Raw genomic sequence first — 23,409 nt, 5'->3', positions numbered from 1 at the left:
CTCGTTCGTGCCCGTTCGCACCTTGTTCGTACCCGTTCGTATCGTCCGGCACGCGCGCCGTAGCGCGCCGCCAGCCGGTACGTTTGCTCAAAGCCGTTCGTGCAGCGGCCAACCGGCCGCGTTGATTCCGTGATGAAGACCCGTATTGCTCTTGCCCAACTCAACGTCACTGTCGGTGATTTCGCCGGCAACGTCGCCAAGATCGTCGCCGCCGCGCGTGCCGCGCACGCCGCCGGCGCGCAGCTTCTGATCGCGCCGGAGCTTGCGCTGTCGGGCTATCCGCCCGAGGATCTGCTGCTGCGTCCGGCGTTGTACGCGGCGTCGGCCGACGCGCTCGCCGATCTCGCCGCGCAACTGAAGCCGCTCGCGGGGCTCGCGGTGCTGGTCGGCCATCCGTTGCGCACGGCCGGCGCGGGCGCGCCAAGCGCCGATGGTAATGCAAAGCGCCCGATCGAGCGCGGCATCGACCCGGTCGACACCTACAACGCGGCGTCGCTGATCGTCGGCGGCGAAGTGGTCGGCACGTACCGGAAACAGGATTTGCCGAACACCGAGGTGTTTGACGAAAAGCGTTATTTTGCGACCGACGCAGCGCCGTATGTATTCGAGCTGAACGGCGTGAAGTACGGCGTCGTGATCTGCGAGGACGTGTGGCATGCGTCGGCCGCTCAGCTTGCGAAGGCGGCAGGCGCGCAGGTGCTGATCGTGCCGAACGGCTCGCCATATCACATGAACAAGGAGGCGGTGCGCGTGGACATTCTGCGCGCGCGGATTCGCGAAACGGGCCTGCCGATGATCTACGTGAATCTGGTGGGCGGGCAGGACGAGCTGGTGTTCGACGGCGGCTCGTTCGTGCTCGACGGGGCCGGCGAGCTGGTTGCGAAGATGCCGCAATTCGACGAAGGCAATGCGATCGTCGAATTCGACGGTGCGCGGCCGGTGCCCGCGCGCATCGCGCCGGAACTGCCGATCGAGGCGCAGGTGTATCGCGCGCTCGTGCTTGGCGTGCGCGACTACATCGGCAAGAACGGCTTTCCGGGGGCGATCATCGGGTTGTCGGGCGGCGTCGATTCGGCGCTCGTGTTGGCGATCGCGGTCGATGCGCTCGGGCCCGAGCGCGTGCGCGCGGTGATGATGCCGTCGCGCTACACGGCCGATATTTCGACGACCGATGCGGCCGACATGGCGCGGCGCGTCGGCGTGCGCTACGACGAGATTGCGATCGCGCCAATGTTCGATGCGTTTCGCGCATCGCTTGCGGCCGAGTTCGCGGGGCTTGCGGAGGATGCGACCGAGGAGAATATCCAGGCGCGGATTCGCGGCACGCTGTTGATGGCGCTGTCGAACAAGTTCGGCTCGATCGTGCTGACGACTGGCAACAAGAGCGAGATGGCAGTCGGCTACTGTACGCTGTACGGCGACATGGCCGGCGGTTTCGCGGTCATCAAGGACATCGCGAAGACACTCGTGTACCGCCTTTGCCGCTACCGGAACGCGAGCGCCGATTATGGCGTGCGCGACGTCATCCCCGAGCGGATCCTGACCCGCGCGCCGTCCGCCGAGCTGCGCGAGAACCAGACCGACCAGGACAGCCTGCCGCCATACGACGTGCTCGACGCGATCATGCGGATGTACATGGAGGAGGACCGGCCGCTCTCGGAGATCGTCGCGGCGGGCTATGCGCAGGACGACGTCAAGCGTGTCACGCGGCTCATCAAGATCAACGAGTACAAGCGTCGCCAGGCGCCCGTCGGAATTCGCGTCACGCATCGCGCGTTCGGGCGCGATTGGCGCTATCCGATCACGTCGCGTTTCGCCGAGCGTATCGACTGACGCGGTGCGCGGCTAGAATCGACCGGCGATTTCCACTCATTCGAAGCAAGGGGGACACCATGAAACGCATCACTGCCATCATTAAACCGTTCAAGCTGGACGAGGTGCGCGAGGCGCTCGCCGAAGTCGGCTTGACGGGGCTGACTGTAACCGAGGTGAAAGGGTTCGGCCGGCAGAAGGGCCATACCGAGCTTTATCGCGGTGCCGAATATGTCGTCGACTTTCTGCCGAAGATCAAGATCGAGGTGGTGGTCGCGAGCGATATCGTCGATCGCGTGATCGACGCGGTGATCGGCGCCGCGCGCACGGGCAAGATAGGCGACGGCAAAATCTTCGTGTCGGACGTCGAGCGCGTGATACGAATCCGCACCGGCGAGGAAAACGAGGCGGCAGTCTGATCGACGGCCGTCGCGGCCGCGGATGAAGCGCGCGCCGTGCGGCGCGCGCTTCATCCGGCTTCGCATCGCGTCCGCCTGCGCGGGGCGGCTGCGTGCTTGCGCTGATCTCGTCGCCCCGCTCAGGCAGGTTTGTCGTACCGCATCGTGTCCGCCGCGGGCAAGGCGCGAGTGCGGAAGAAGCAGAGCCGTTTCGCGGCCGGCAAAAAAACGGCGCGGTGCCCGTGGGCAACGCGCCGGTACGCGCCTCTCGCAGCAGCGTAAAAGACTATCGATTCAAGTTGTCGGACATCCCGGCATCAGAACAGATGCTGGATGCCGGCATAGAAGCCCGTCTGGCTGTGGCCGGGCAGCGGATTGTCGTTGTAGCCGCCGCCTTGGATCGGGCCGCCAGGGCCTGCGTTGTTCGCCTCGAGGCCGAAGTTCGCGTTCTTGCTGTTGCGTACCGTCGCGACCTGGAAGTCGAGCAGCGTGCGCTTGGACAGGTTGTACGTGCCGCCGAGCGTGTAGATGTTCGCGTTGCCCCCACCGTGGTTCGCGTTCACGTGATAGACGGCAGCGATCAGCGCGGCGGCCGGCGTTGCCTGCCACGTCACGCCGCCCCAGACTTGCTGGGTGCCGGTGATGCCTTGATTCGCCGGCGGTGCGCCGTCGGCGTGCGAAGCCTGGTAGGCCGCTTGCAGCTTGAATTGGCCGAGGAACACGTTCACGCCCGCGAAGTATTCGCGCGAGTAGTTGAACACGTCGTCAAGCTTGCCGTTTGCCGGATTACGCGCTTCGTCGTAGATGCCGCGAACCTGGAACAGCGAGTTCGTGTAGGTGAGTTGCAGGCCCGCGCTGCGGCCTTGGCCCGTGGTGCCGTTGCCGTTCCAGTTCGTCGCGTTCGACAGCGAATATTGGCCGTAGACGTCGAAGCCGTAGAACTTCGGCGATTGATACGAAATGTTGTTGCTCGTCTTGTTCCAGTTACGGCCGCGCACGAGCGAGGCGGTCGACCAGGCGGATTGACCGAACGGGTCGAAGTCCCACACGCCGTTCGCGATCGCGAGTTCGCGGCCCAGCAGCAGCGTACCGTATGCGTCATTCGAGAGGCCGACGGTCGCCCAGCGATTCCAGATGCTGCCGCCGCCTGGGCCGCTACCGTCCATCGTGTTGAAACTGCCTTCCAACTGGAACACGACCTTGTTACCGCCGCCGATGTCTTCCGTACCCTTCAAGCCCCAGAGGCTCGTGCCCCAATCGCCGCTTTCCGCGCGCCAGCGGCTGGTCTTTTGGCCGTTCGCGCCCGCGAGGCCGTTGATGTACTCGATACCGGCATCGAGACGGCCATACAGCGTCACGCTGCTTTGAGCGTGAGCCGCCACTCCGGCAGTCGCCAGCACCGCCGCGAGCATTGCTTTTTTCATCATCCCCTCCATACCCTTTGTCAAAAAAGTTAACCCGGAACTACGCGACATGCCCGGCGTTGCAGGCCGGGCAAAATGGGGTAACCAGGGAGACCACATCCGGTCGAGGGTGCGGCACGCACGTGAGCGAGCGGGTGAAAACGCTGTTTTGCGAACCCGTGCGGCCGAAGCACGCGACCTGTCGGGGTCTCCTGTTGCCATGAAGTAAAACTACATTTCATGGCTTTCGTTTTGCTACTTTGGTTACTAATTTAGCAAAAATAAAATTTTGTGGCGATGGAAATCGTTGTTTGACTAGCGCATGTCGCCAAATTGCCATAGCCGTGTGCCGCAGCGCACTCACCGGCATTCGGACAGGCACCTGAAACCCTTGCCGTGCAAGGCATTTGAGGATTCGGGCGGGATGGGTCAAGGATTGCCACTATTGACGCTGGGCAGGCGTGGGGGTAAAGCGCGCCGATGCGGATCGGGCGGCGAGTGCGTAACGAAAACGAAGGGTTGGGCGGGCGCCGGACGGCGCCCGCGGCGCATTACTTGAGGCTGCCGGACAGGAACTGCTTGAGGCGTTCGCTCTTGGTCGCGCCGAATACATCGGCGGGCGCGCCTTGTTCCTCGACGCGCCCTTGGTGCAAGAACATCACGTGATTCGACACGTTGCGCGCGAAGCCCATCTCGTGCGTGACCACGATCATCGTGCGCCCTTCGTCCGCGAGCTTTTGCATCACCTTCAGCACTTCGCCCACCAACTCCGGGTCCAGCGCCGAGGTCGGCTCGTCGAACAGCATCACGTCCGGATGCATCGCCAACGCGCGCGCGATCGCCACGCGCTGCTGTTGGCCGCCCGACAGATGCGACGGATACTGCTTCTCCACCCGCGGCGCGAGCCCAACTTTCTCCAGATATTCGCGCGCGCGCTCCTGCGCTTCTTTCTTCGGAATCCCGAGCACATGCACCGGCGCTTCCATCACGTTTTCCAGCACGTTCATGTGCGCCCACAGATTGAAGTGCTGGAACACCATCGCGAGCTTCGTGCGCACGCGCTGCAACTGTTTCGGATCGGCGGCCTTGAGCACGCCCGTCCTGTCCTTCGCGGTGCGCACTTCCTCGCCGTCGACGAAGATGCGGCCCGCGTTCGGCTGCTCGAGGAAATTGATACAGCGCAGCATCGTGCTCTTGCCCGAGCCGGACGAGCCGATCACGCTGATCACGTCGCCCGCTTGCGCGCGCAGCGATACGCCCTTCAGGACTTCATTGTTGCCGTAGCATTTGTGGAGATCGTCGACGAAAAGCTTGTGCATCTGGGAGTTCATCCGAGGCGGTCCGGGTTCATTTGCCTTGCGGGCGCAGATAGGCGAGCCAGCGATGCTCGGCGCGGCGGAACAGCCACACGAGCGTAAACGAGATCGCGAGGTAGAGCAGGGCGGCGATGCCGAATGCGTGGAACGACATATAGGTCGCCGAATTGACGTCGCGCGCGATTTTCAGGATATCGGGCACGGTCGCCGTGAACGCGACGGTTGTCGCATGCAGCATCAGGATCACTTCGTTGCTGTAGAGCGGCAGTGCGCGGCGCAGCGCCGACGGCAGCACGATGCGCCGATACAGCGTGAACGTCGACATCCCATAGGCGTGCGCGGCCTCGATCTCGCCGTAAGATGTCGCCTTGATCGCGCCGGCGAAGATCTCGGTGGTGTACGCGCAGGTGTTCAGCGTGAACGCGAGCAGCGTGCAGTGCATGCCGTCGCGGAAGAACGCGTCGAGCATCGGCGTGCCGCGCACGATCTGCAAGCTATAGAGGCCGGTGTAGCAGAGCAGGAGCTGCACGTACAGCGGCGTGCCGCGAAACACGTAGGTGTAGAGCCACACGGCGCCCGCGAGCCATTTGCGCTTGGACACCCGCGCGACGGCGAGCGGGATCGACAGGCAGAAACCGAATCCGATCGACACGACGAGCAGCCACAGCGTGATCGTGAGGCCCGTGAATCGATACCCGTCGGTGTACAGGTAGTTGCGCCAGTATTCTTGGATCAGCTCGATCATAGGTCAGCCTTGCGTACACCCGTCGAATAGCGCTTCTCGAGCCACATCAGCACGAAGTTCGAGAGCGTCGTGATCGCGAGATAGATTGCGCCCGCGAGCAGCGTGAAGAAAAAGAACCGCAGCGTGCCCTTGCCTGCATCCTGCGATGCCTTCACGACGTCGGCGAGGCCGATGATCGACACGAGCGCGGTGGATTTGACGAGCACCTGCCAGTTGTTGCCGATGCCGGGCAGCGCGAAGCGCATCATCTGCGGAAACATGATGCGCGAGAACACCTGCCAGTTCGTCATCCCATACGCGCTGCCCGCTTCGAGCTGGCCGCGCGGCACCGACAGGAATGCGCCGCGGAACGTCTCGGTGAAATAAGCGCCGTAGATGAAGCCGAGCACGAGCACGCCCGCCGCGAACGGATCGATGTCGATCTGATCCCAGTTCATCACGTCGGTCAGCTGGTTGAGCCAGATCTGGATGCTGTAGAAGAGCAGCAGCATCAGCACGAGATCGGGCACGCCGCGGATCAGTGTCGTGTAGAGCGTCGCGGCGCCGTTCGACAGCCGGTTCTTCGACAGTTTCGCCGCCGCGCCGATGAGGCCGAGCAGAAACGACAGCGCGAGCGACAGCACCGCGAGCTTGACGGTTTGCCAGGTGCCGGAAAGTATCAGCGGGCCGTAGCCTTGAAGAAACATATGAAATCCTTGACGACGCGCCGGGCGCAACGGGGGCGCGCACCGTGTGTTGCGCCCGGCGCGCCGTGCATATCGATATCCCGCCGCTTTCGCTTTCGCGTAATGCGCTGCCCCAACGGGCGGCGTGCGGTGTCCTGCGACCGGCGGTTGCTGCTGCGCGGGCCGCGCGCCGGTTGCGCCGTGCGGCCCGCGCCGGCCTTGCGGCCGCGATCGACCGTTACTTCGCCGAATAGATGCTGTACGGGAAGTACTTGCGCGACAGCTTGCCGTAGGTGCCGTCCTGATGGATCGACGCGAGCGCGCGGTTGATCATCGCTTTCAGCTCGGTGTCTTCCTTGCGCAGGCCGATCGCCGTGCCGTCGCCGAGCGTCTTCGGGTCTTGCACGGCCGGCCCCGCCCACGCGAAGCCTTTGCCGCGCGGCGTGCGCAGAAAGCCGTAGTCGGCTTGAAACTCGTCTTGCAGCGTCGCGTCGAGGCGGCCGGAGCCGAGATCCGCGTACACCTGGTCTTGATTCTGGTACGACACGATCGTCACGCCCTTGGGCTCCCAGTGCGCCTTCACGAAAGTCTCCTGCGTCGAACCCTGCTCGACGCCGACGCGCTTGCCCTTTAGCGACTCGACGCTCGGCGCGAGCGGCGAGCCGGCCTTCGCGATCATCCGCGCGGGCGCGTCGTACAGCTTGTCGGAGAAATCGATCTGCTCGCGGCGTTTGTCGGTGACGGTCAGTGACGACACGATCACGTCGAACTTCTTCGCCTTGAGCGCGGGGATCACGCCATCGAGATCCTGCGGTATCCAAACGCACTTGACGTTGATCCGCTTGCAGATTTCCTTGGTCAGATCCACGTCGAACCCGACGATCTCGCCATTCGGCGCGGTCGATTCGAACGGCGGATAGCTGGCGTCGACGCCGATCCGCACGGTCTTCCATTCTTTCGCGAAGGCGCCGCCCGCCGCGAAGGCGAGGGCCGCGCACAGGGCGAGCTTCTTCATGTCGTTCCTCTTGCTGACTTTCGGGGGCGTGCCGCGGGTGTCGGGCCACGTGCGCCGGGCGTATTCTAGGCGGTCAAAATTCGCGTTCGTCGGCTTGATGCGGCCCGCCGCGGCGGCGGTGTTCGGCGTGAGCGGCCAAAAGCGCGGTATTTTACCCGAACGTCGGCCGTGATTTCGCGGAAATGGTCTGCGTGCCGATTGGTGCGATAGATGCAACAAATCGGTGCGGTCGGATCGATTGATGCGAGGGGGTGGCGCCCTTATATTGAAGGCATGCCAACTTTGTCTGGGAGAGACGCCATGTTTCAGATCCTTCGCGCGAACGATCGTGGTCATGCGAACCACGGCTGGCTTGATACCCGGCACAGCTTTTCGTTCGCCGAGTACTACGATGCCGAGCATGTTCATTTCGGGCCGCTGCGCGTGCTCAATGACGACCGCATCGCGCCGACGCGCGGCTTCGGCATGCATCCGCACCGCGACATGGAGATCATCACGTATGTGCTCGACGGGGAGCTTGCGCACCGCGACAGCATGGGTAACGGCTCGATCATCCGGGCGGGCGACGTGCAGCGCATGAGCGCGGGCACGGGAGTCGTTCATAGCGAGTACAACGCGTCGCGGGACACGACGCTGCATCTGTTGCAGATCTGGTTGATTCCGACCGAGCGCGGCGGCAAGCCCGGCTATGAGGAAGTGCGCTTCACCGATGCGGACAAGCGCGGGCGGCTGCGGCTCGTCGCATCGCCGGACGGGCGCGACGGCTCGGTGTCGATGCGCGCGGATGCGTCGATCTATGCGGGTCTCGTCGATGGCGGCGAGCGCATCGAGTTCGCGTTACCGCCCGGGCGGCGCGCATATGTCCATGTCGCGCGCGGCGGCGTGACGGTAAACGGCCAAGCGCTCGACGCCGGGGACGGCGCGCGGCTGGCCGACGTCGAGACGGTCACGTTCGAGCACGGCAGCGCGGCGGAGGTGCTGTTGTTCGATCTGGCGTGATATCGGGCCGGGCGATGCACCGGGCGGCGCGGGCCGGTCCGTCGCGCGGGCCGTTGCTTCGGGCAGGAGCTGAAACGCCGCGAGCGCACATAAGAAGTGCGCCCGCGGCTTTTCTTCAACGTGCGGCGACGCGGCCGGCCGCGCCAGCCGCGCCGTTCGCGTCACCGGGCCGCCGTTGCCCGGCTCAGGTCACTGTTGCGGCGCAGCGTCGGGGGCCGACGCGGCTTGCGCCGCGCGGCGTTGCTCCCAGCGCTCCTTCATCTTTTCGCGACGCTGCTCCATCTTCGCGAATTGCTGCTTGATCGCCGTGCTGACCGTCGTTTTCTGCTGATTGTTCAGCCCGTTGTAGAACGCGAGCCATGCGGATGCCGTCTGCTCGCGCAGTTGCGCATCTTGCTGTTCGGCCTGCTGACGCGCCGAGTGCAGCGCGCTCAGGTCGAGGATCGGCTGGTTTTGCTGTGCCTGGAACTGCCCGCGCAGCGCTTCATGGCTCTTGCGCATCGCGTCGCGGTTCTGTTTCATCGTATTGACGGCGGTTTGCCACTGCTGCTCTTGCGCGGCCGTCAGATTCAGCTTGTCGTGCAGCCGCATGATCACGCCGAACGGGCCGCCCTCCATCGAGTGGTGCGCGCCAGGGCCGCCGGGCGCCGGCGCGTCGGCAGGCGCGGCATGCGACACGGCGCTGAACGACAGCGCGAGCGCGGCGGCGGCAATAGCGAGGCGGGAAGTCTTTTTCTGCATGTCGAGCAACTCCTATTCTGAGAAATCCGGTATTGCGGCCGGCTTGGGGGCGTATCGCCCGCCGGCATCCGGTAAGTTGCAGCGTAGCCAAGCGCCGCCGCCGTCGTGTTACGTATGAGCAAGCTGCGTTTACGCCGCATTACGCTTGCCTTGCGCGGTAACCCGCAGTAACCCTTTTGGATATTTGTTTCGTGTTCGCTCACCCACCTGCACGGTAAACTTTACGCCATGACTACCCAGATCCTCATCGTCGACGACGACCAAGAACTACGCGATTTGCTGCGCGACTATCTCGTCCGGCAAGGCATCGAGGTATCGGTGCTGCACGACGCCGCGACGCTCGAAAAGCGCCTCGAACGCGAGCGCCCCGATCTCATCGTGCTCGATCTGATGATGCCGGGCGTCGATGGCCTGAGCGCGCTGCGCCAGCTTCGCGCGGCGGGCGACGACATCCCGGTCATCATGCTGACGGCCCGCGCGGACGACGTCGATCGCATCGTCGGCCTCGAGCTCGGCGCGGACGATTATCTCGGCAAGCCGTTCAATCCACGCGAGCTGCTCGCACGCGTGCAGGCGGTGCTGCGCCGCCGCCGCGCGACGCCGTCGGCCGCCGCGCCGGAGCAGCGCGAGCCTTACGCGTTCGGCCGTTTCGTGCTCGATTTCCAGGCGCGCACGCTTGCCGTCGACGGCCGGCCGGCGACGCTGTCGAGCAGCGAATTCGCCCTGCTGAAGATCTTCGTCAGCCACGCGCTGCGCACGCTGACCCGCGAGCGCCTGCTCGAATTGCTGCACGGCCCCGAATACGACGGCACCGATCGCGGGATCGACGTGCAGGTGTGGCGCTTGCGCCGGATTCTCGAAACCGATCCGTCGACGCCGCGTTTCATTCAGACGGTGCGAGGCCGCGGCTACGTGTTCGTGCCGAACGGCGAGGCTCATGCGCAAGCCCATTGATTCGCTGTTCGGCCGGCTTGCGCTGCTCGTCGTCTGTGTGCTGCTGCTGTCGCACTTCGCGTGGTTCTTCGCGATCAAGCTCGAGCGCAACCGGGTGCAGACGCGCTATGCAGTCGAGGAGGCCGCGTTTCTTGTCGACGCGGTGCGCCAGCATGTCGAGCGCTCGCCGGATCAGCCGTTGCCGTCGCGCGTGCGGCTCGTCGCACCGGAGAGCAGCGATGTGCCGGCCGACGGCAACGAGGACGATCTTCCGTCGCCGCTCAAGCGTTTTACCGAAAACCTGCGCGAGCGTCTGCCGCCCGGCACGCAAGTGCGGGTCGGCCCGCCCGGCCATCCGCCCGTGGTATGGGTCAAGCAGCCGGACGACCGCAACTGGATCGTCGTGCCGGTACAGCCGTTGCGGCCGCCGCGTTCGTTCGACCGAATGGTGATTTGGCTCGCGATGATTTTTTCGGCCGCGGTGATGGCCGCGTTGTTCGCCGCGTGGCAATTGCAGCAGCCGCTGAGGTCGCTCGCCCGCGCGGTTGCGCGTTTCGGCCGCGGGATGGTGCCGCCGCCGCTTGCCGAGCGCGGGCCGCGCGAGTTGCGCCAGCTCACGCGGGGCTTCAACCAGATGGTGCAGCAGGTGTCGCGGGCGGAAAACGATCGCGCCGTGATGCTCGCGGGCGTCGCGCATGATCTGCGCACACCGCTCGCGCGGATGCGGCTGCGCGCGGAGATGATGGAAGACGCGCGGCTGCGCGATGGCGTGGTGCGCGACGTCGATTCGATGACGCATATCGTCGACCAGTTCCTCGTATTCGCGCACGGCGGCGTCGATCGCAGCGAGATCGTGCCCGTCGATCAGACGTGCGAGCGGATCGCGCGCACCTACCGCGCGGTCGCGCCGAATGCGCCGGCCGTGCAGACCGAGCTGGCGGCCGGGCCGGGCTTCAAGCTGCCCACTGCGACGCTCGACCGTGTGCTGTCGAATCTGCTCGACAATGCACACGCGTATGGCGCGCCGCCCGTGGTGATCTCGACCGCGCGCACCGCCGACGGCTATACCCTCGAGGTCAGCGATCACGGCAAGGGCATCGCGCCGCGCGATCTGGCCGATGCGACCCGGCCATTCGTGCGTCTCGATCCGGCGCGCGGCGGCAACGGACATAGCGGGCTGGGGCTCGCGATAGTCGATCGGCTGGTGGCGCGCACGGGCGGTGCGTGCGAGGTCGGCAACCGCGAGCAGGGCGGCCTGCGGGTGGTGATGACGTTCCCGTTCGACGTGATGCCGAAGTTGGAGCCGGCGGCGGCGTCCTGATGCGCGCCGCGGCTCAAAGGCCGGGCGCCATGCGGGGCGGCCCCCCGGGCTTTGCCGGGCGCCGCGGGCCGGTCATTCGCCGAATAGCGTGCTGAGTGTTTCGGCGGCGTTGCTGTCGATCGTGTTGTAGGTCACGCTCGTTGCTTCGAAGATATAGAGCGTCGTGTATTTGCCGAGCCGATCGAGGATCGTCTCCTGAAGGGTCTCGGGAACGATGTTCATGTTCAGATACCAAGCCGTCGACGACAGCCGCGTCTGGAACGAGCCGTACTCGTGCATCAGTTGATCGAACGCGTCGGCGTCCTGGTCGCGGCATACGATAACCAGATTTCCTGCCATTCATTTCCTCCGGCTGATTGACCATCGGCTCTTGCCGGCTCGCGCGGTTTTCCGCCACTTCCGTTCGGAGCCAGCACCCATCATAACCTGCTTCGGCGCGTCGTCTGCCAGTCAGGTGTCACCGGATGCGTCGCGCCGCCGCACGGGCGCCTGCCGTGCGGGTTCACGGCGGCACCGGATCACGGCATAATTCGGCGTTGCGGCGCAGCAGCGCGGTCAGCCGGCGCACGCCCTTCCTCGTCGATCCGTCCGTCGTCCGCTTTGCCGTCCGTTTCGTCGTCCGCCTGCCGTGCGCGGGTTTCGAGCGATTGTTGCGCGGCAGCGCCGGATTTTTTCGGTTCGTTGCCCAAAAGGTTGTGCCTGAAATACCGGATGGTGTAGTGTCGTGCCGTCGCCAAACCGGGCGGGTTCCGTTCGCGGGTGAAAGCCGGCGGCCTCGGTACGCGTGCAGCGGCTTTTGCGTCGTCGCAGTCGAAATGAATTACCGCGCAAGTGCGCCTTGCCATGAGTCACATTCTCTTTCTGGCTTCTTTTATTGATTCGCACGGCTTTGCCGGGGAGGGCGCCTGATGGATCTCGGACTCTTCGATCCGAACCGCACCGCCAATGCGTCCGCATGGCGCGTATTGCCCAACCGCTGGGATTTCGTCGCGTTTCCGCTGATCATCTGCCTGATCGCGATGGCGTCGATCGGCTTTCACGAGACGATGGCGCCGATCACGACGCTCGACACGCAGAAGATCTCGCTCGATCCCGCGAACCTGCCTGAGTACGCGCTGCGCACGACGCTGCGGATGCTCGCGGCGATGGTCGCCTCGCTCGTGTTCACGCTCGTCTACGGCACGCTTGCCGCGAAGAGCCGCCGCGCGGGGATGGTGCTCGTGCCGATCCTCGACATCCTGCAGTCGGTGCCCGTGCTCGGCTACATTTCTTTTACGGTCACGTTCTTCCTCGCGCTGTTCCCGAGCCGCGTGCTCGGCGCCGAGCTTGCCGCGATCTTCGCGATCTTCACGAGCCAGGCGTGGAACATGACGTTCAGCTTCTACCAGTCGCTGCGCACGGTGCCGCGCGATCTCGACGAGGTCTCGCGCGGCTTTCACCTCACCGCATGGCAGCGCTTCTGGAAGCTCGAAGTGCCATTCTCGATGCCGGGTCTCATCTGGAACATGATGATGTCGATGTCGGGCGGCTGGTTTTTCGTCGTCGCCTCCGAGGCGATCACGGTCGGCAATCATACGATCACGCTGCCGGGGATCGGCGCGTATCTCGCCCAGGCGATCGCCGAGAAGAGCCTGGGCTCGGTCGGCTGGGTGATTCTGGCGATGACCGTCGTAATCCTCGCTTACGATCAATTGCTGTTCCGTCCGCTCGTCGCGTGGGCGGACAAGTTCCGGATGGAAAACACGAGTTCGGGCAACGCGCCGGAATCGTGGCTGCTCGATCTGGTGCGCCGCACGCGCCTGATCCATCAGCTTCTCGTGCCGGCCGGCTGGTTCTTCGCGAAGGCCGCGCGGATTCCGCTGCGCGTGCCGTCGCTCGACGCGGTCCGCTTCTCGATGCCGCGCGTCGAGAAGAAGGCGTCGCGCTTGGCCGATATCGGCTGGGCGATTCTCGTGATCGCCGGCACGCTCTACGTGGTGTGGCGCGTGGTCGCATACGTGAAAACCGGGGTGACGCTCGACGAAGTGGGTCGCGTGTTCGTGCTGGGCCTCATCACGCTGTTGCGCGTCACGCTGCTGATCGCGCTCGCGTCGCTGATCTGGGTGCCGGTCGGCGTATGGATCGGCCTGCGGCCGGCGCTCGCCGAGAAGGTGCAGCCGCTCGCGCAGTTTCTCGCGGCGTTTCCGGCGAACCTGCTGTTTCCGGTGTTCGTGATCGTGATCGCGCGCTACCACCTGAACGCCGACATCTGGCTGTCGCCTCTCATCGTGCTTGGCACCCAGTGGTATATCCTGTTCAACGTGATCGCGGGCGCGACCTCGTACCCGAACGATTACCGCGAAGCGGCCACCAATTTCCGTATCCGCGGCTGGCAATGGTGGCGCCAGGCGATCCTGCCGGGCATCTTCCCGTATTACGTGACGGGCGCGATCACCGCGTCGGGCGGCGCGTGGAATGCGAGCATCGTGTCCGAGTTCGTCCAATGGGGCGATACCAAGATCCAGGCGCACGGTCTCGGCGCGTACATTGCGCAGACGACGGCCGCGGGCGATTATCCGAAGATCATTCTCGGCATCGCCGTGATGTCCCTGTTCGTCACGCTGTTCAACCGTCTGTTGTGGCGTCCGCTGTACGCGTACGCCGAAGCGAAGCTTCGTCTCGATTGAGCGAGATTCGAAACCTGTCTGCCTGTCTGCCTATCGAGACCGACCGAGAGCGAAACGCGATGCAAAACCCGAATGCTGTGAACGCCCCTGTTCAGACCCCGACGCCGAGTGCGCCGCCGCGCCTGGGCGAGGAAATCCTGCGCGTCGACAACGTGAGTCGCGGCTTCAACAAGACCCAGGGCGAGCTGCTCGTGCTCGACGGCGCGAACCTGTCGCTGCGCGAGGGCGAGATCGTCGGCTTGCTCGGCCGCTCGGGCTCCGGGAAGTCGACGCTGTTGCGCATCATCGCCGGCCTGATCGAACCGACGGGCGGCGAGGTCACGTATCTGGGCAAGCCGTTGTCTGGCCCGGCCGAGGGCGTCGCGATGGTGTTCCAGACCTTCGCGTTGTTTCCTTGGCTCACCGTGCTGCAGAACGTCGAGGCCGGGCTCGAGGCGCTCGGCGTCGGCGCGCGCGAGCGGCGCGAGCGCGCGCTCGCCGCGATCGATCTGATCGGTCTTGACGGCTTCGAGAACGCGTATCCGCGCGAGTTGTCGGGCGGCATGCGCCAGCGCGTGGGTTTCGCGCGCGCGCTGGTCGTCGATCCGACGCTGCTCTTGATGGACGAGCCGTTCTCCGCGCTTGACGTGCTGACCGCCGAAACGCTGCGCACCGACTTGCTCGATTTGTGGACGCAGGGCCGCATGCCGATCAAATCGGTGCTGATCGTCACGCACAACATCGAGGAAGCGGTGTTCATGTGCGACCGGATTCTCGTGCTGTCGTCGAACCCGGGCCGCGTGATCGCCGAGATCAAGGTGCCGTTCAAGCATCCGCGCAATCGTCTCGACCCGGCGTTCCGCCGGCTCGTCGACGACATCTACGCGAAGATGACCGCGCGCCAGCTCGGCGAGGCGACGAAAAAGGGGCTGGAACTTGGAAGCTGGCTGCCGCGAGTGTCGACGAACTTGATGGCCGGCTTGATCGAAACGCTGGCGATGGCGCCGTACCACGGCCGCGCGGACATGCCGGAAATCGCGCGCACGCTGCATCTGGAGGTCGACGATCTGTTTCCGATCGCCGAGGTGCTGCAGCATCTCGGGTTTGCCGACGTGCGCGAGGGCGACGTGTTCCTGACGCCGCCCGGACGCGTGTTCGCCGAGTTCGGCACACAGGAGCGCAAGATCATGTTCGCCGAGCATCTGTTGCGCCACGTGCCGCTCGCCGCGCGGATCAAGAAGGTGCTCAACGAGCGGCCGGGGCATCGCGCGCCGCGCGTGCGCTTCGAGCAGGAGCTCGAGGATTTCCTGTCGGACGGCGCGGCCGAGGAGACGCTCGACGCGGTGATCGACTGGGGCCGGTATGGCGAGATCTTCTCGTACAACGATCAAACGGAGATCTTCAGTCTCGAGGACGTTGAGTCCTGATCCGGCGCGGGGGCGACGCAGCCGCCGGTTGTTGCCGATTGTCGCCGCTTGTTGTGACGTTTTCCGCTGGCGGCGGGGCGTGGGCGCTGCCAGCGATGTCGGCCGGTAAGGACCTGAGCGCGGCTTCGGATCGTAGCGCTTGCGCGCGGCTCGCCTTGGCCGCACCGCCTTGGTCACCGCATCATTGCAGATTGCCCCAGCGGTCAACCGCCGGCTCCGCCGCTGCCCATTGCCAGCCGTGCTGGCTTTCACATGCGCTCGCGAAATACCAGTCGGCTCGTGCGCCATCCTTCACCGAGAACGCGAATTCCTTGCAGAGTGCAAGCGGCGTCGTGAATGCGCGCGTCACGCGTACTTCGCCTTCGCCGTTTTCGAGCGGCACGACGTTCTTTACCCGCCATGCGCGGGTCTCGCCGACCGCGAGGCCCGCCGCTGCCTGGGCGATCGCATCCTGCTGATTCTTGTGCAACTGCTTCATCGTGCGATTGACGGCTTCGTCCGTCGCGGCCTGCACCGCGATGCCGACGCCGACGCCAACCGCGGGGTTCGCGGTGACCAGCCCCGTCGCGGTGCCCGCGAGCGCACCGCTTGCCGCGCCGACCGAGCCGCAGCCGGTGAGCCCGGCCGTTGCGGCGGCCAGCGCGAGGGCGGCCGCGAGCGGCAGCGCCGCGCGCGCGACCGCGCTCATTGCAGTGCTCCCCAGCGCTCGGTTGCCGGCTCCGCCGACGCCCATTTCCACGTTGGGCCGTCCCGGCAAAGCGTCGCGATATAGAAACCCGATTGGGTCGGCGCGCCCGGCTTCGCGTTGGTGTCGACCGAAAAAACGATTTCCTTGCAGTCGAGCGGCCCGACGCTGATGAGCCGGCTGACGGTCACGCGGCCGTGTTCGTCGTCTTCGATCGGGAACGAATGATGCGCCGACCACGGGGCGACGCCGCCGACGTCCAGAGGTCCGGCCGCCTCGGCGATCTTCGCCTGCGTGTAGCGGTGCGCGACGCGCTGAGTGTACTGGACGCCCGCGCGTGCGCCAGCGACGGCTCCGAGGCCGATGCCGGTTGCAACGGAGGCGTTGTTGGTGACTTTCGACGCGATGGCCGCGCCGGCGATGCCGGCGCCTGCCGTCGCTCCTTCGCTATACAGCGAGTTACAGCCCGACAAGAGTGCCGAGCATGCGGCGGCGCCAAGCGCGGCCCATACCGCCCAACTGCGTGCGGGCGTTGCGATGCGATGGTTCATCCCTGAGTGCGATCCTGTCTTTCTGCGCTGCGGCGCAGGCCCCGCAAGCGTAGCGCCATTGTTCTGCAATTGTCCGGCGAGAAATGCAAAAAATTGACAAACGTATGCCGCGCGCATCGCGCGGGCAATCTTCGGCATTGTGGTGCAAAGCAGGGCGCAGGGGTCGAATCGTTACAAATTGAATGTCATTGTTACCGCGAACTAACTGAATGGCTTTTACACTAATTAACCATGGACTGTTTCGACAGCGGCTTCGCGCCGCTCTGATCATGAGACACCCTGCCATGCGCCGCTCCAAGCGTCCCGAACCACGGGTGCGCGACGCCGGCACCGGCTCGTCGCAGCCGGTCAACGCACCGACTTCCCCCGCGCCCGCCGGCTCGGCACCCGCACATCCGTCCGACGGCGATCACAACCAGGGCGGCGCACGCCCGGAAGGGCTCGACTATCAACGCGATTTGGGCATCGATCAGGATGCGTGAACGCGTCGTTGTTACATGTGTTTGCATGTTTAACGTTTGAAATGTCGCAAGTGGCATGCGACTTGCTCGTTTCGACGGAGGCGGTTTCCGTTGACCGGGCAATCAGCAAACAGGAGGGTAGCCGTAATGAGCAGATTGATCGTGGTATCGAATCGCGTGGCGGCCGGCCAGGATGCGCGTCCGACAGCAGGCGGGCTCGCCGTGGGGGTGCTCGACGCGCTGAAGGAAACGGGCGGCATCTGGTTTGGCTGGAGCGGCGACATCGTCGGGGACGCTGGCGAGCCGGTGATCGAGCGCGACGGCAAGGTCACCTACGCCACCGTCGGCCTTACGCGGCGTGACTACGACCAGTACTATCGGGGGTTCTCGAACGCGACGCTCTGGCCGGTGTTCCACTACCGGGTCGATCTCGCGCGTTTCGACCGGCAGGAGTATGCGGGCTATCTGCGCGTGAATTCCGCGCTCGCCAAACAGCTAAGCGCGCTCGTTCAGCCCGACGACATCATTTGGGTGCACGACTATCATCTGCTGCCGTTTGCGCATTGCTTGCGCGAACTCGGCATAAAAAATCCGATAGGTTTTTTCCTGCACATTCCGTTCCCCACGCCGGAAATCCTGCGCACGGTGCCGCCACACGAGGAACTGATCAAATTCATGTGCGCGTATGACGTGGTCGGTTTTCAAACGGAAGGCGACAAGCAGTCGTTTGTCGATTACATCGAGCGGCGCGGGCTCGGCACGTCGAGCGAAGACGGGATGCTGCACGCGCACGGCCGGGTCGTGAAGGTCGCGGCCTACCCGATCGGCATCTATCCGGACGCAATCGGCAAGGCGGCCGTCGAGTATGGATCGCGCAAGGCGGTCAAGGCGCTGCGTGATTCGATGCGCGATCGCAAGCTCGTGATCAGCGTCGATCGCCTCGATTACTCGAAGGGGCTCGTCGAACGTTTTCAGGCGTTCGAGCGGATGCTCGCGAACGCGCCCGGCTGGCAGGGGCGCGTATCGCTCGTGCAGATCGCGCCGCCGACGCGTTCGGACGTGCAGACCTATCAGCGCATTCGCCAGACGCTCGAAGGCGAGGCGGGGCGCATCAATGGCCGTTTCGCGCAGCTCGACTGGACGCCGATCCAGTATCTGAACCGCAAGTACGAGCGCAATTTGCTGATGGCGTTGTTCCGGCTGTCGCAAGTCGGTTACGTGACGCCGTTGCGCGACGGAATGAATCTCGTCGCGAAGGAGTACGTTGCCTCGCAGGACGCCGACAATCCGGGCGTGCTCGTGCTGTCCGAGTTCGCGGGCGCGGCGGCGGAACTGCCGGGCGCGTTGCTCGTGAATCCCTACGATCTGTCGCAGATGGCGGAATCGCTCGAGCGCGCGCTCGCGATGCCGCTCGACGAGCGGCAGGCGCGCCACGCGGACAACATCGCGCGGCTGCGCGGTAATGATCTGTCGGTATGGCGCGAGTCGTTCCTCACCGATCTGCGCAGCGTCGCGACGGCGGCATCGGTGACGCAACGCGCGGGGCGGCGCATCGCCAATGCGTGAAGAGCGCGGCGCTTGCGCGGCGGGCAGCGCTGACTTGTGCGCCGGCGCCGAGGTCGACGTGGACGTCGGGCGCTTGTTCGTCTTCACCGGCGGTCCCGGCTCGGGCAAGAGCACGTTGATCGATGCGCTGCACGCGCGAGGCTATGCGTGCTCGGACGAAGCGGGGCGGGGCGTGATCCGCGATCAAATCGCGATTGGCGGGCGTGCGCTGCCGTGGCTGGATTCGCTGGCGTTTGCCGAGCAGATGCTCGGCTGGGAAATGCGCTCGTATCGCGTCGCGCGCCGCGCGTGCGGGCCGGTTTTCTTCGATCGCGGCGTGCCGGACGTGATCGGCTATCTGCGGCTGACGGCGCTCGATGTGCCCGCGCATGTCGCGGCTGCGGCAGAACGGTTCCGCTATTGCCGCGACGTGTTCATCGCCCCGCCCTGGCCGCAGATCTACGAACAGGATGCCGAGCGACGGCAGGACTACGCGCAGGCCGTGCGTACTTACGAGGCGATGGTGCACACGTATACGGCCTATGGATATCGACTGATCGAATTGCCGCGCACGAGCGTCGACGAGCGCTGCCGCTTCGTGCTCGAGGTGGTCGGGCGGGTGTGAGGCCGGGCCGATCGACGCGGCTTTTCCGGCGAGTGAATGGTCGATGCGGCGCAACGGCGTGACTGCGTTGGCGTTGTCATGCGCCGGTGCGGTTTGCCTTGCGAGTATGTCGTATCGATCGCATGTCGTTTGGGCTTCATACCGGGTTCGGCGGATCGATCTTACGAGGCGGTTCGGTGTGAGCGTGGTCGGCGAGCCCGAGCGTCACCGCGGTGAACAGCATGGCGAGCGCGGCGCAGATGGCGGCTCGACTATGGAAGCGCAGCGCTCGCGACGCTGATGCATGGACCTCGGTGCCCGGTGTGAGATACAGGAAGACTGGTGGCGCGCGGGTTTTTCTACGGCAGGGCAATGCGGCGTGCGTGTAGACCGCGAAAAGGCAACGGGCGGGATTGATGGCCGGAAACGGCGCAGCCGCAGGCCGGGGCAGGCCGTGGTTGCCGGCTTGCGCGCGGGCGGGATGGTGATGTTACGCGGCGAAGTCGAGTCCGCCGAGTAGCACGAGCGCATCGGCCTGCGTGCGCGAGCCGAAATCGATGCCGCGTGCGCTTTCCCATGCCGCCAGTTTGCGCGGCAATGCCGCGAGATAGTGTTCGAAGCGCGCGGTGCCGCCGGCGGCCATCAGTTGCTCGATCTCGTCGGTGTCCCATGTCAGGACGATGTTCAGCGGGTGTGGATAGCCGCGCGGATGCTCGGCGCGCGGCGCGACGATGTTGACTTGCGTCGGATGACCATGTCCGCCGTGGCGCACGACCTCGGTGCTGACCGGCTCGCCTAGCAAGCCGGCGATCGTGCGCGCGATATGCGGGGCGAACTCGGTGTCGAATCGGCAGGCGGTGTCCGGGCTCATCGGGGCGTCTCCTTCATGCCAAAAATCGTAGCACGGACATGCTGAAACGGCGCATGAATAGGGTTCGCCATCCGAAATAGGGATGTGGCGCATCAACGGTGGCGTCGATGCGCGGCTTATCGGTGCCTTCCGTCAGAGGTGTAGCGGGGCGCGCGATCGCCGGTTTCGAATCGCGCGCATCGGCAGCCGTTTCGATACAACTCGTTGCAAATTGACGTCGGGCCGGCCTCTTGGACTGACCCCTCGGAGCGACCTTAATGCCGGCCGCCGCCGGCTCCATTGCCGCCGTTTCCGCGGCCGCCCTGCCAGCCGTTGCCTCGATCGCTATGCCAGTTGCCTTGCCAGACGTTGCCGCGATCGCCGCCGCCGTTTCCGCCGCCGCCGTTTCCACGGCCGCCTTGCCAGCCGTTACCGCGATCGCTATGCCAGTTGCCTTGCCAGACGTTGCCGCGATCGCCGCCGCTGTTTCCGCCGCCGCCGTTTCCACGGCCGCCTTGCCAACCGTTACCGCGATCGCCATGCCAGTTGCCGTCGCGCCAATGATCGCGGTCACGCCAGCCGCCGCCGCCCCAAATATTGACTGTCCCGTACACGGGCGCGTAGCCCTGGTCATACACATAGCCGCCGGGGTAGGCTGGCTGTCCGTAATCGTAGCCGTAGCCGCCGTCCGGCACGGCGACGCAGCCGGCAAGCAGTGCGGCGGTCCCCAACGCAGTGAGCCGTTTTAGCATGGTGTTCTCCCTGTTTGCTGTTTTCCCCGTCGTTTTACTGAGTTAGGAAGCTCACGCCTATACCAAGTTCGAGACGAATTGTGTCCGCACATTACAATCGCGTAAGCGATAATTGGGGCACGCAGGCGGCGTGCGTGCCGCTTCGCGCATGGTCAACTTTTTTGGGAGTACTGGATGAAGTCAGTCATTCGTTTTGCCGCCAATGCGGCTTGCGCCGCGGTATTCGCCGGCTTTTGCGGATTCGCGGTCGCGGCGAGTGAGCCGCCGCCCGACACGGCCGCCGATGCGGCATCGGCGCCGAAACTGTCGGCCAACGACATCAAGATGTTTCCGGCTGCCAAGCCGGGCCAGAAGCGGGTGGTGATCGCGCTGCCGGCCGAGCGTCAGGAGGACGACATCCGAGTCGAGCTGATTGTCGGCAAGACGATGCAGGTCGATTGCAATTCTCACTGGTTCGGCGGCGATCTCAAGCATGAGACCGTGCAAGGCTGGGGCTATTCGTATTATTCCCTCGCCGATGCGAAGGGCCCGGCCGCCACGCTGATGGCGTGTCCGTCGCAGGCCGGGCGCGAGGACTTCGTGCCCGTCAGGGGGAGCGGTTATCTGCTGCGCTACAACAGCCGTTTGCCGATCGTCGTCTATGTGCCGAGCGGGTTCGACGTGCGCTATCGGCTATGGTACGCATCGAATGAAGTCGCGCGGGGCGTCGAGCGATAGACGCGGGCGTTCCGGCCGGCCGATACAGGACGACGGCGCGCAAGCATGCCGTCGGCGGGCACGCAAGCCGGTGCAGGCATCGCCCGGGCGGCATGGCCGCTCGGGCTGCGCGCGCCGTGCCGCACGGCCTCGGCCGCGCACCGCGTAACGGAGCGCGGCGTCATGGCCGGATGCGCGTCACTCCCAGATGCCGCGCACGGCGACAGCGACGATCACCGGCACTGAAAAGACGAGCGGAATCGCGAAGTAAGGCGCTTCACGGTCGACGTACCAGCGATAAATCACCCAGGCCGCGCCGAGGCCGAACGTGACGATGCCGATCAGCACGGCGAACACGTTGAGTGCAAGGTTCGAAGGGCGCCGGTGTTTGGGCTTGACCGGATCGGGCAGGTTCGGGTTCATCGCGCTAAGGTGGGCAAGAGTCGGATGCGGCAAGCCGCTTGCGGCGGTTTAGCACGATACCGATCATCGCAGCAAAGCGCGCCGCCGGGAACAGGCTACGCCAAAATCCGGCTGATTGGCAGGCGCGTGTGCCGGCGGCTTCGCCGGGCTGGACGGGCGACGGCGGTATGTCGGTCGGTGCCGGTACGGTGCTGGCCGTGTCGTGATGCCGACCGAATGCCGCGACGGCATTGAAGGCGATGCGTGTGTGCCGGGCGGCTGTGGCCGGTATGTGAGCGGCCGGTGTGATTCAGCCGCGCGATGCGCCCTCATCGGGCCGCTATGCGATGCTGACGTTGCGGGGCGGTTTGCCGGGTTTCTCGGCCTGTCGGCGCGCTTGCAGGCATTTCGATTAGCCGAGCCAATCAACCGCATTCGGCAAGCAGCCACCGTCTGAAGCGCGGCGCCGCAGCCGCCTCGGGCCGCGCGGCCGGGCAGACGAGAAAATATCCGCGCGATGTGGTGACCGGCGCATCGAACAGCCTGACCAACTGGCCGCCCGCGACGAGTTCGTCGATGAGCGGCGTCCAGCCGAGCGCGACGCCCTGGTTCATCAGCGCGGCATGGATGACGAGCGCATAGCTGTTGAACATCATCCCGCACCGCTCGTCGGGGGCGTCGAGCGACTGGGCCGAGAACCAGCCGCGCCATGACAGCCAGCGTTCGGGTTCGGTCGGCTGCACATGCAGCAATGGCAGGCCGGCCAGGCCCGACGGCGACGCGGCGTTCGGATGCGCGGCGCGAAACGTGGGCGAGCAGACAGGCGTTACCGCTTCCTGAAACAGCCGCGTCGATGCGCATGGCGCCCAGTCGCCGTTGCCGAACGCGATCGCGATATCGGCGCGGTTGTGCTGTGGATCGTAAGCATGCTGCGACGTGACGATCTTCACGTTCAAATCGGGCAACGCCGCTTTCAGCCGCGCTAGCCGAGGCATCAGCCAGTACGTTGCGAACCCGAAATCGGTGAGGATCGTCAGCGCTTCGCTCTCGCGGCGTGCGCGAATATCGGCACTCGCGACGCGAATCGCATCGAGGCCGTGCCGCACCGCCTCGAACAGCCGCTCGCCTTCGGGCGTGAGCGTGACGCCGCGATATCCGCGTTCGAACAGCGGTGCGCCCAGATCCGTTTCGAGCTGAACGACCCGCTGACTGACCGCCGGCTGAGTCGAGCCGAGTTCGCGCGCGGCCGCCGTGAAGCTGGCTAGGCGCGCGGCCGATTCGAATACCGCCAGCGCTTGCAGCGGCGGCAGGCGATCCTGTTCCAGCATAAGCTCACCTTATGTTTCCATAAGCGCCCGGCGTCTTCACACGGTACATCCGAGCGGCGATAGTACGCGGGTCGGTTCCTCGACGAAACGCACGCAGGTTACCCGCATAGAACTG

At 65.2% G+C, this 23,409-nt stretch carries 24 protein-coding genes; 11 read left to right on the top strand and 13 right to left on the bottom strand.

Features of this window, described 5'->3' with window-relative positions:
* Nucleotides 1-132 precede the first annotated feature (132 nt).
* Entirely contained in the window at nucleotides 133-1,833 is a 1,701-nt protein-coding gene (locus WS68_RS02990) for an NAD+ synthase (RefSeq protein WP_059569368.1), read from the top strand.
* A 59-nt stretch (nucleotides 1,834-1,892) separates the two neighbouring features.
* Nucleotides 1,893-2,231 (top strand): P-II family nitrogen regulator, encoded by a 339-nt coding sequence (locus tag WS68_RS02985; RefSeq protein ID WP_059520367.1) that lies wholly within the window; start codon nucleotides 1,893-1,895, stop codon nucleotides 2,229-2,231.
* A 296-nt stretch (nucleotides 2,232-2,527) separates the two neighbouring features.
* Here the strand turns inward: WS68_RS02985 and WS68_RS02980 are convergent, their stop codons facing one another.
* From WS68_RS02980 to WS68_RS02960, 5 genes are all read right to left on the bottom strand, one after another.
* Nucleotides 2,528-3,634 (bottom strand): porin, encoded by a 1,107-nt coding sequence (locus WS68_RS02980; protein ID WP_059569568.1) that lies wholly within the window; start codon nucleotides 3,632-3,634, stop codon nucleotides 2,528-2,530.
* A gap of 530 nt (nucleotides 3,635-4,164) precedes the next feature.
* Entirely contained in the window at nucleotides 4,165-4,944 is a 780-nt protein-coding gene (locus tag WS68_RS02975) for an ABC transporter ATP-binding protein (protein WP_059569367.1), read from the bottom strand.
* 16 nt (nucleotides 4,945-4,960) lie between these two features.
* Entirely contained in the window at nucleotides 4,961-5,674 is a 714-nt protein-coding gene (locus tag WS68_RS02970) for an ABC transporter permease (protein WP_059569366.1), read from the bottom strand.
* Nucleotides 5,671-6,360, bottom strand: a complete 690-nt coding sequence (locus tag WS68_RS02965; RefSeq protein WP_059569365.1) for an ABC transporter permease — start codon at nucleotides 6,358-6,360, stop codon at nucleotides 5,671-5,673. Before WS68_RS02965 ends, WS68_RS02970 begins: the two co-directional genes overlap by 4 nt.
* Before the next feature lie 217 nt (nucleotides 6,361-6,577).
* Complete coding sequence (locus tag WS68_RS02960; RefSeq protein ID WP_059569567.1) at nucleotides 6,578-7,354, bottom strand: ABC transporter substrate-binding protein; 777 nt, start codon at nucleotides 7,352-7,354, stop codon at nucleotides 6,578-6,580.
* Between the two features lie 300 nt (nucleotides 7,355-7,654).
* On the opposite strand from WS68_RS02960, the gene WS68_RS02955 reads away from it, so the two are divergent.
* Nucleotides 7,655-8,353 (top strand): pirin family protein, encoded by a 699-nt coding sequence (locus WS68_RS02955; RefSeq protein ID WP_059569364.1) that lies wholly within the window; start codon nucleotides 7,655-7,657, stop codon nucleotides 8,351-8,353.
* Nucleotides 8,354-8,542: 189 nt separating this feature from the next.
* On the opposite strand, the gene WS68_RS02950 is transcribed toward WS68_RS02955, so the two are convergent.
* Nucleotides 8,543-9,094, bottom strand: a complete 552-nt coding sequence (locus WS68_RS02950; RefSeq protein ID WP_059569566.1) for a periplasmic heavy metal sensor — start codon at nucleotides 9,092-9,094, stop codon at nucleotides 8,543-8,545.
* 228 nt (nucleotides 9,095-9,322) lie between these two features.
* Here WS68_RS02950 and WS68_RS02945 point away from each other — a divergent pair, with 228 nt between their 5' ends.
* Together WS68_RS02945 and WS68_RS02940 are read left to right on the top strand one after the other, a co-directional pair.
* Nucleotides 9,323-10,048, top strand: coding sequence for a response regulator (locus WS68_RS02945; protein ID WP_059520361.1), 726 nt, complete (start codon nucleotides 9,323-9,325; stop codon nucleotides 10,046-10,048).
* A complete protein-coding gene (locus WS68_RS02940) occupies nucleotides 10,032-11,348 on the top strand; it encodes an ATP-binding protein (protein ID WP_059569363.1) in 1,317 nt (438 codons plus the stop codon). Before WS68_RS02945 ends, WS68_RS02940 begins: the two co-directional genes overlap by 17 nt.
* Before the next feature lie 72 nt (nucleotides 11,349-11,420).
* Here the strand turns inward: WS68_RS02940 and WS68_RS02935 are convergent, their stop codons facing one another.
* On the bottom strand, nucleotides 11,421-11,687 hold the full coding sequence (locus WS68_RS02935) for a double-stranded DNA-specific endonuclease (RefSeq protein WP_059520359.1): 267 nt from the start codon (nucleotides 11,685-11,687) through the stop codon (nucleotides 11,421-11,423).
* A gap of 569 nt (nucleotides 11,688-12,256) precedes the next feature.
* Between WS68_RS02935 and WS68_RS02930 the strand changes: the two genes are divergently transcribed.
* Both WS68_RS02930 and WS68_RS02925 read left to right on the top strand, forming a co-directional pair.
* The gene (locus WS68_RS02930; RefSeq protein WP_059569362.1) at nucleotides 12,257-14,014 is read left to right on the top strand and encodes an ABC transporter permease; all 1,758 of its coding nucleotides are present in this window, start codon (nucleotides 12,257-12,259) and stop codon (nucleotides 14,012-14,014) included.
* A gap of 59 nt (nucleotides 14,015-14,073) precedes the next feature.
* On the top strand, nucleotides 14,074-15,420 hold the full coding sequence (locus tag WS68_RS02925; protein ID WP_059569361.1) for an ABC transporter ATP-binding protein: 1,347 nt from the start codon (nucleotides 14,074-14,076) through the stop codon (nucleotides 15,418-15,420).
* A 181-nt stretch (nucleotides 15,421-15,601) separates the two neighbouring features.
* Here the strand turns inward: WS68_RS02925 and WS68_RS02920 are convergent, their stop codons facing one another.
* Nucleotides 15,602-16,108 carry a hypothetical protein gene (locus WS68_RS02920; RefSeq protein WP_059569564.1) on the bottom strand — a complete coding sequence of 169 codons (507 nt, stop codon included), beginning with the start codon at nucleotides 16,106-16,108 and terminating at the stop codon, nucleotides 15,602-15,604.
* Nucleotides 16,105-16,656 (bottom strand): hypothetical protein, encoded by a 552-nt coding sequence (locus WS68_RS02915; protein WP_059569565.1) that lies wholly within the window; start codon nucleotides 16,654-16,656, stop codon nucleotides 16,105-16,107. Before WS68_RS02915 ends, WS68_RS02920 begins: the two co-directional genes overlap by 4 nt.
* A 284-nt stretch (nucleotides 16,657-16,940) precedes the next feature.
* Here WS68_RS02915 and WS68_RS02910 point away from each other — a divergent pair, with 284 nt between their 5' ends.
* The 3 genes from WS68_RS02910 (at nucleotide 16,941) to WS68_RS02900 (ending at nucleotide 19,287) form a co-directional block, all read left to right on the top strand.
* Nucleotides 16,941-17,138 carry a hypothetical protein gene (locus tag WS68_RS02910; protein WP_059569360.1) on the top strand — a complete coding sequence of 66 codons (198 nt, stop codon included), beginning with the start codon at nucleotides 16,941-16,943 and terminating at the stop codon, nucleotides 17,136-17,138.
* 126 nt (nucleotides 17,139-17,264) lie between these two features.
* The gene (otsA, locus tag WS68_RS02905; RefSeq protein ID WP_059569359.1) at nucleotides 17,265-18,683 is read left to right on the top strand and encodes an alpha,alpha-trehalose-phosphate synthase (UDP-forming); all 1,419 of its coding nucleotides are present in this window, start codon (nucleotides 17,265-17,267) and stop codon (nucleotides 18,681-18,683) included.
* The gene (locus WS68_RS02900; RefSeq protein ID WP_059569358.1) at nucleotides 18,676-19,287 is read left to right on the top strand and encodes an AAA family ATPase; all 612 of its coding nucleotides are present in this window, start codon (nucleotides 18,676-18,678) and stop codon (nucleotides 19,285-19,287) included. Before otsA ends, WS68_RS02900 begins: the two co-directional genes overlap by 8 nt.
* Nucleotides 19,288-19,756: 469 nt before the next feature.
* Here the strand turns inward: WS68_RS02900 and WS68_RS02895 are convergent, their stop codons facing one another.
* Together WS68_RS02895 and WS68_RS02890 are read right to left on the bottom strand one after the other, a co-directional pair.
* Nucleotides 19,757-20,137: a DUF5594 family protein gene (locus tag WS68_RS02895; RefSeq protein ID WP_059569357.1), complete on the bottom strand. Its 381-nt coding sequence runs from the start codon at nucleotides 20,135-20,137 to the stop codon at nucleotides 19,757-19,759.
* 254 nt (nucleotides 20,138-20,391) lie between these two features.
* A complete protein-coding gene (locus WS68_RS02890) occupies nucleotides 20,392-20,868 on the bottom strand; it encodes a hypothetical protein (protein WP_059569356.1) in 477 nt (158 codons plus the stop codon).
* 174 nt (nucleotides 20,869-21,042) lie between these two features.
* On the opposite strand from WS68_RS02890, the gene eco reads away from it, so the two are divergent.
* The gene (eco, locus tag WS68_RS02885; protein WP_059569355.1) at nucleotides 21,043-21,585 is read left to right on the top strand and encodes a serine protease inhibitor ecotin; all 543 of its coding nucleotides are present in this window, start codon (nucleotides 21,043-21,045) and stop codon (nucleotides 21,583-21,585) included.
* A 177-nt stretch (nucleotides 21,586-21,762) separates the two neighbouring features.
* Here eco and WS68_RS02880 read toward each other — a convergent pair whose 3' ends face one another.
* Together WS68_RS02880 and WS68_RS02875 are read right to left on the bottom strand one after the other, a co-directional pair.
* On the bottom strand, nucleotides 21,763-21,987 hold the full coding sequence (locus WS68_RS02880; RefSeq protein WP_059569354.1) for a hypothetical protein: 225 nt from the start codon (nucleotides 21,985-21,987) through the stop codon (nucleotides 21,763-21,765).
* A 404-nt stretch (nucleotides 21,988-22,391) separates the two neighbouring features.
* Complete coding sequence (locus WS68_RS02875; RefSeq protein WP_059569353.1) at nucleotides 22,392-23,294, bottom strand: choline sulfate utilization transcriptional regulator; 903 nt, start codon at nucleotides 23,292-23,294, stop codon at nucleotides 22,392-22,394.
* Nucleotides 23,295-23,409: the final 115 nt, after the last annotated feature.

Source organism: Burkholderia sp. TSV86 (assembly GCF_001522865.1).
GTDB lineage: Bacteria > Pseudomonadota > Gammaproteobacteria > Burkholderiales > Burkholderiaceae > Burkholderia.
Note: the sequence above shows the minus strand (reverse complement) of the source record. Positions and strands in the feature narration are given on the sequence as shown.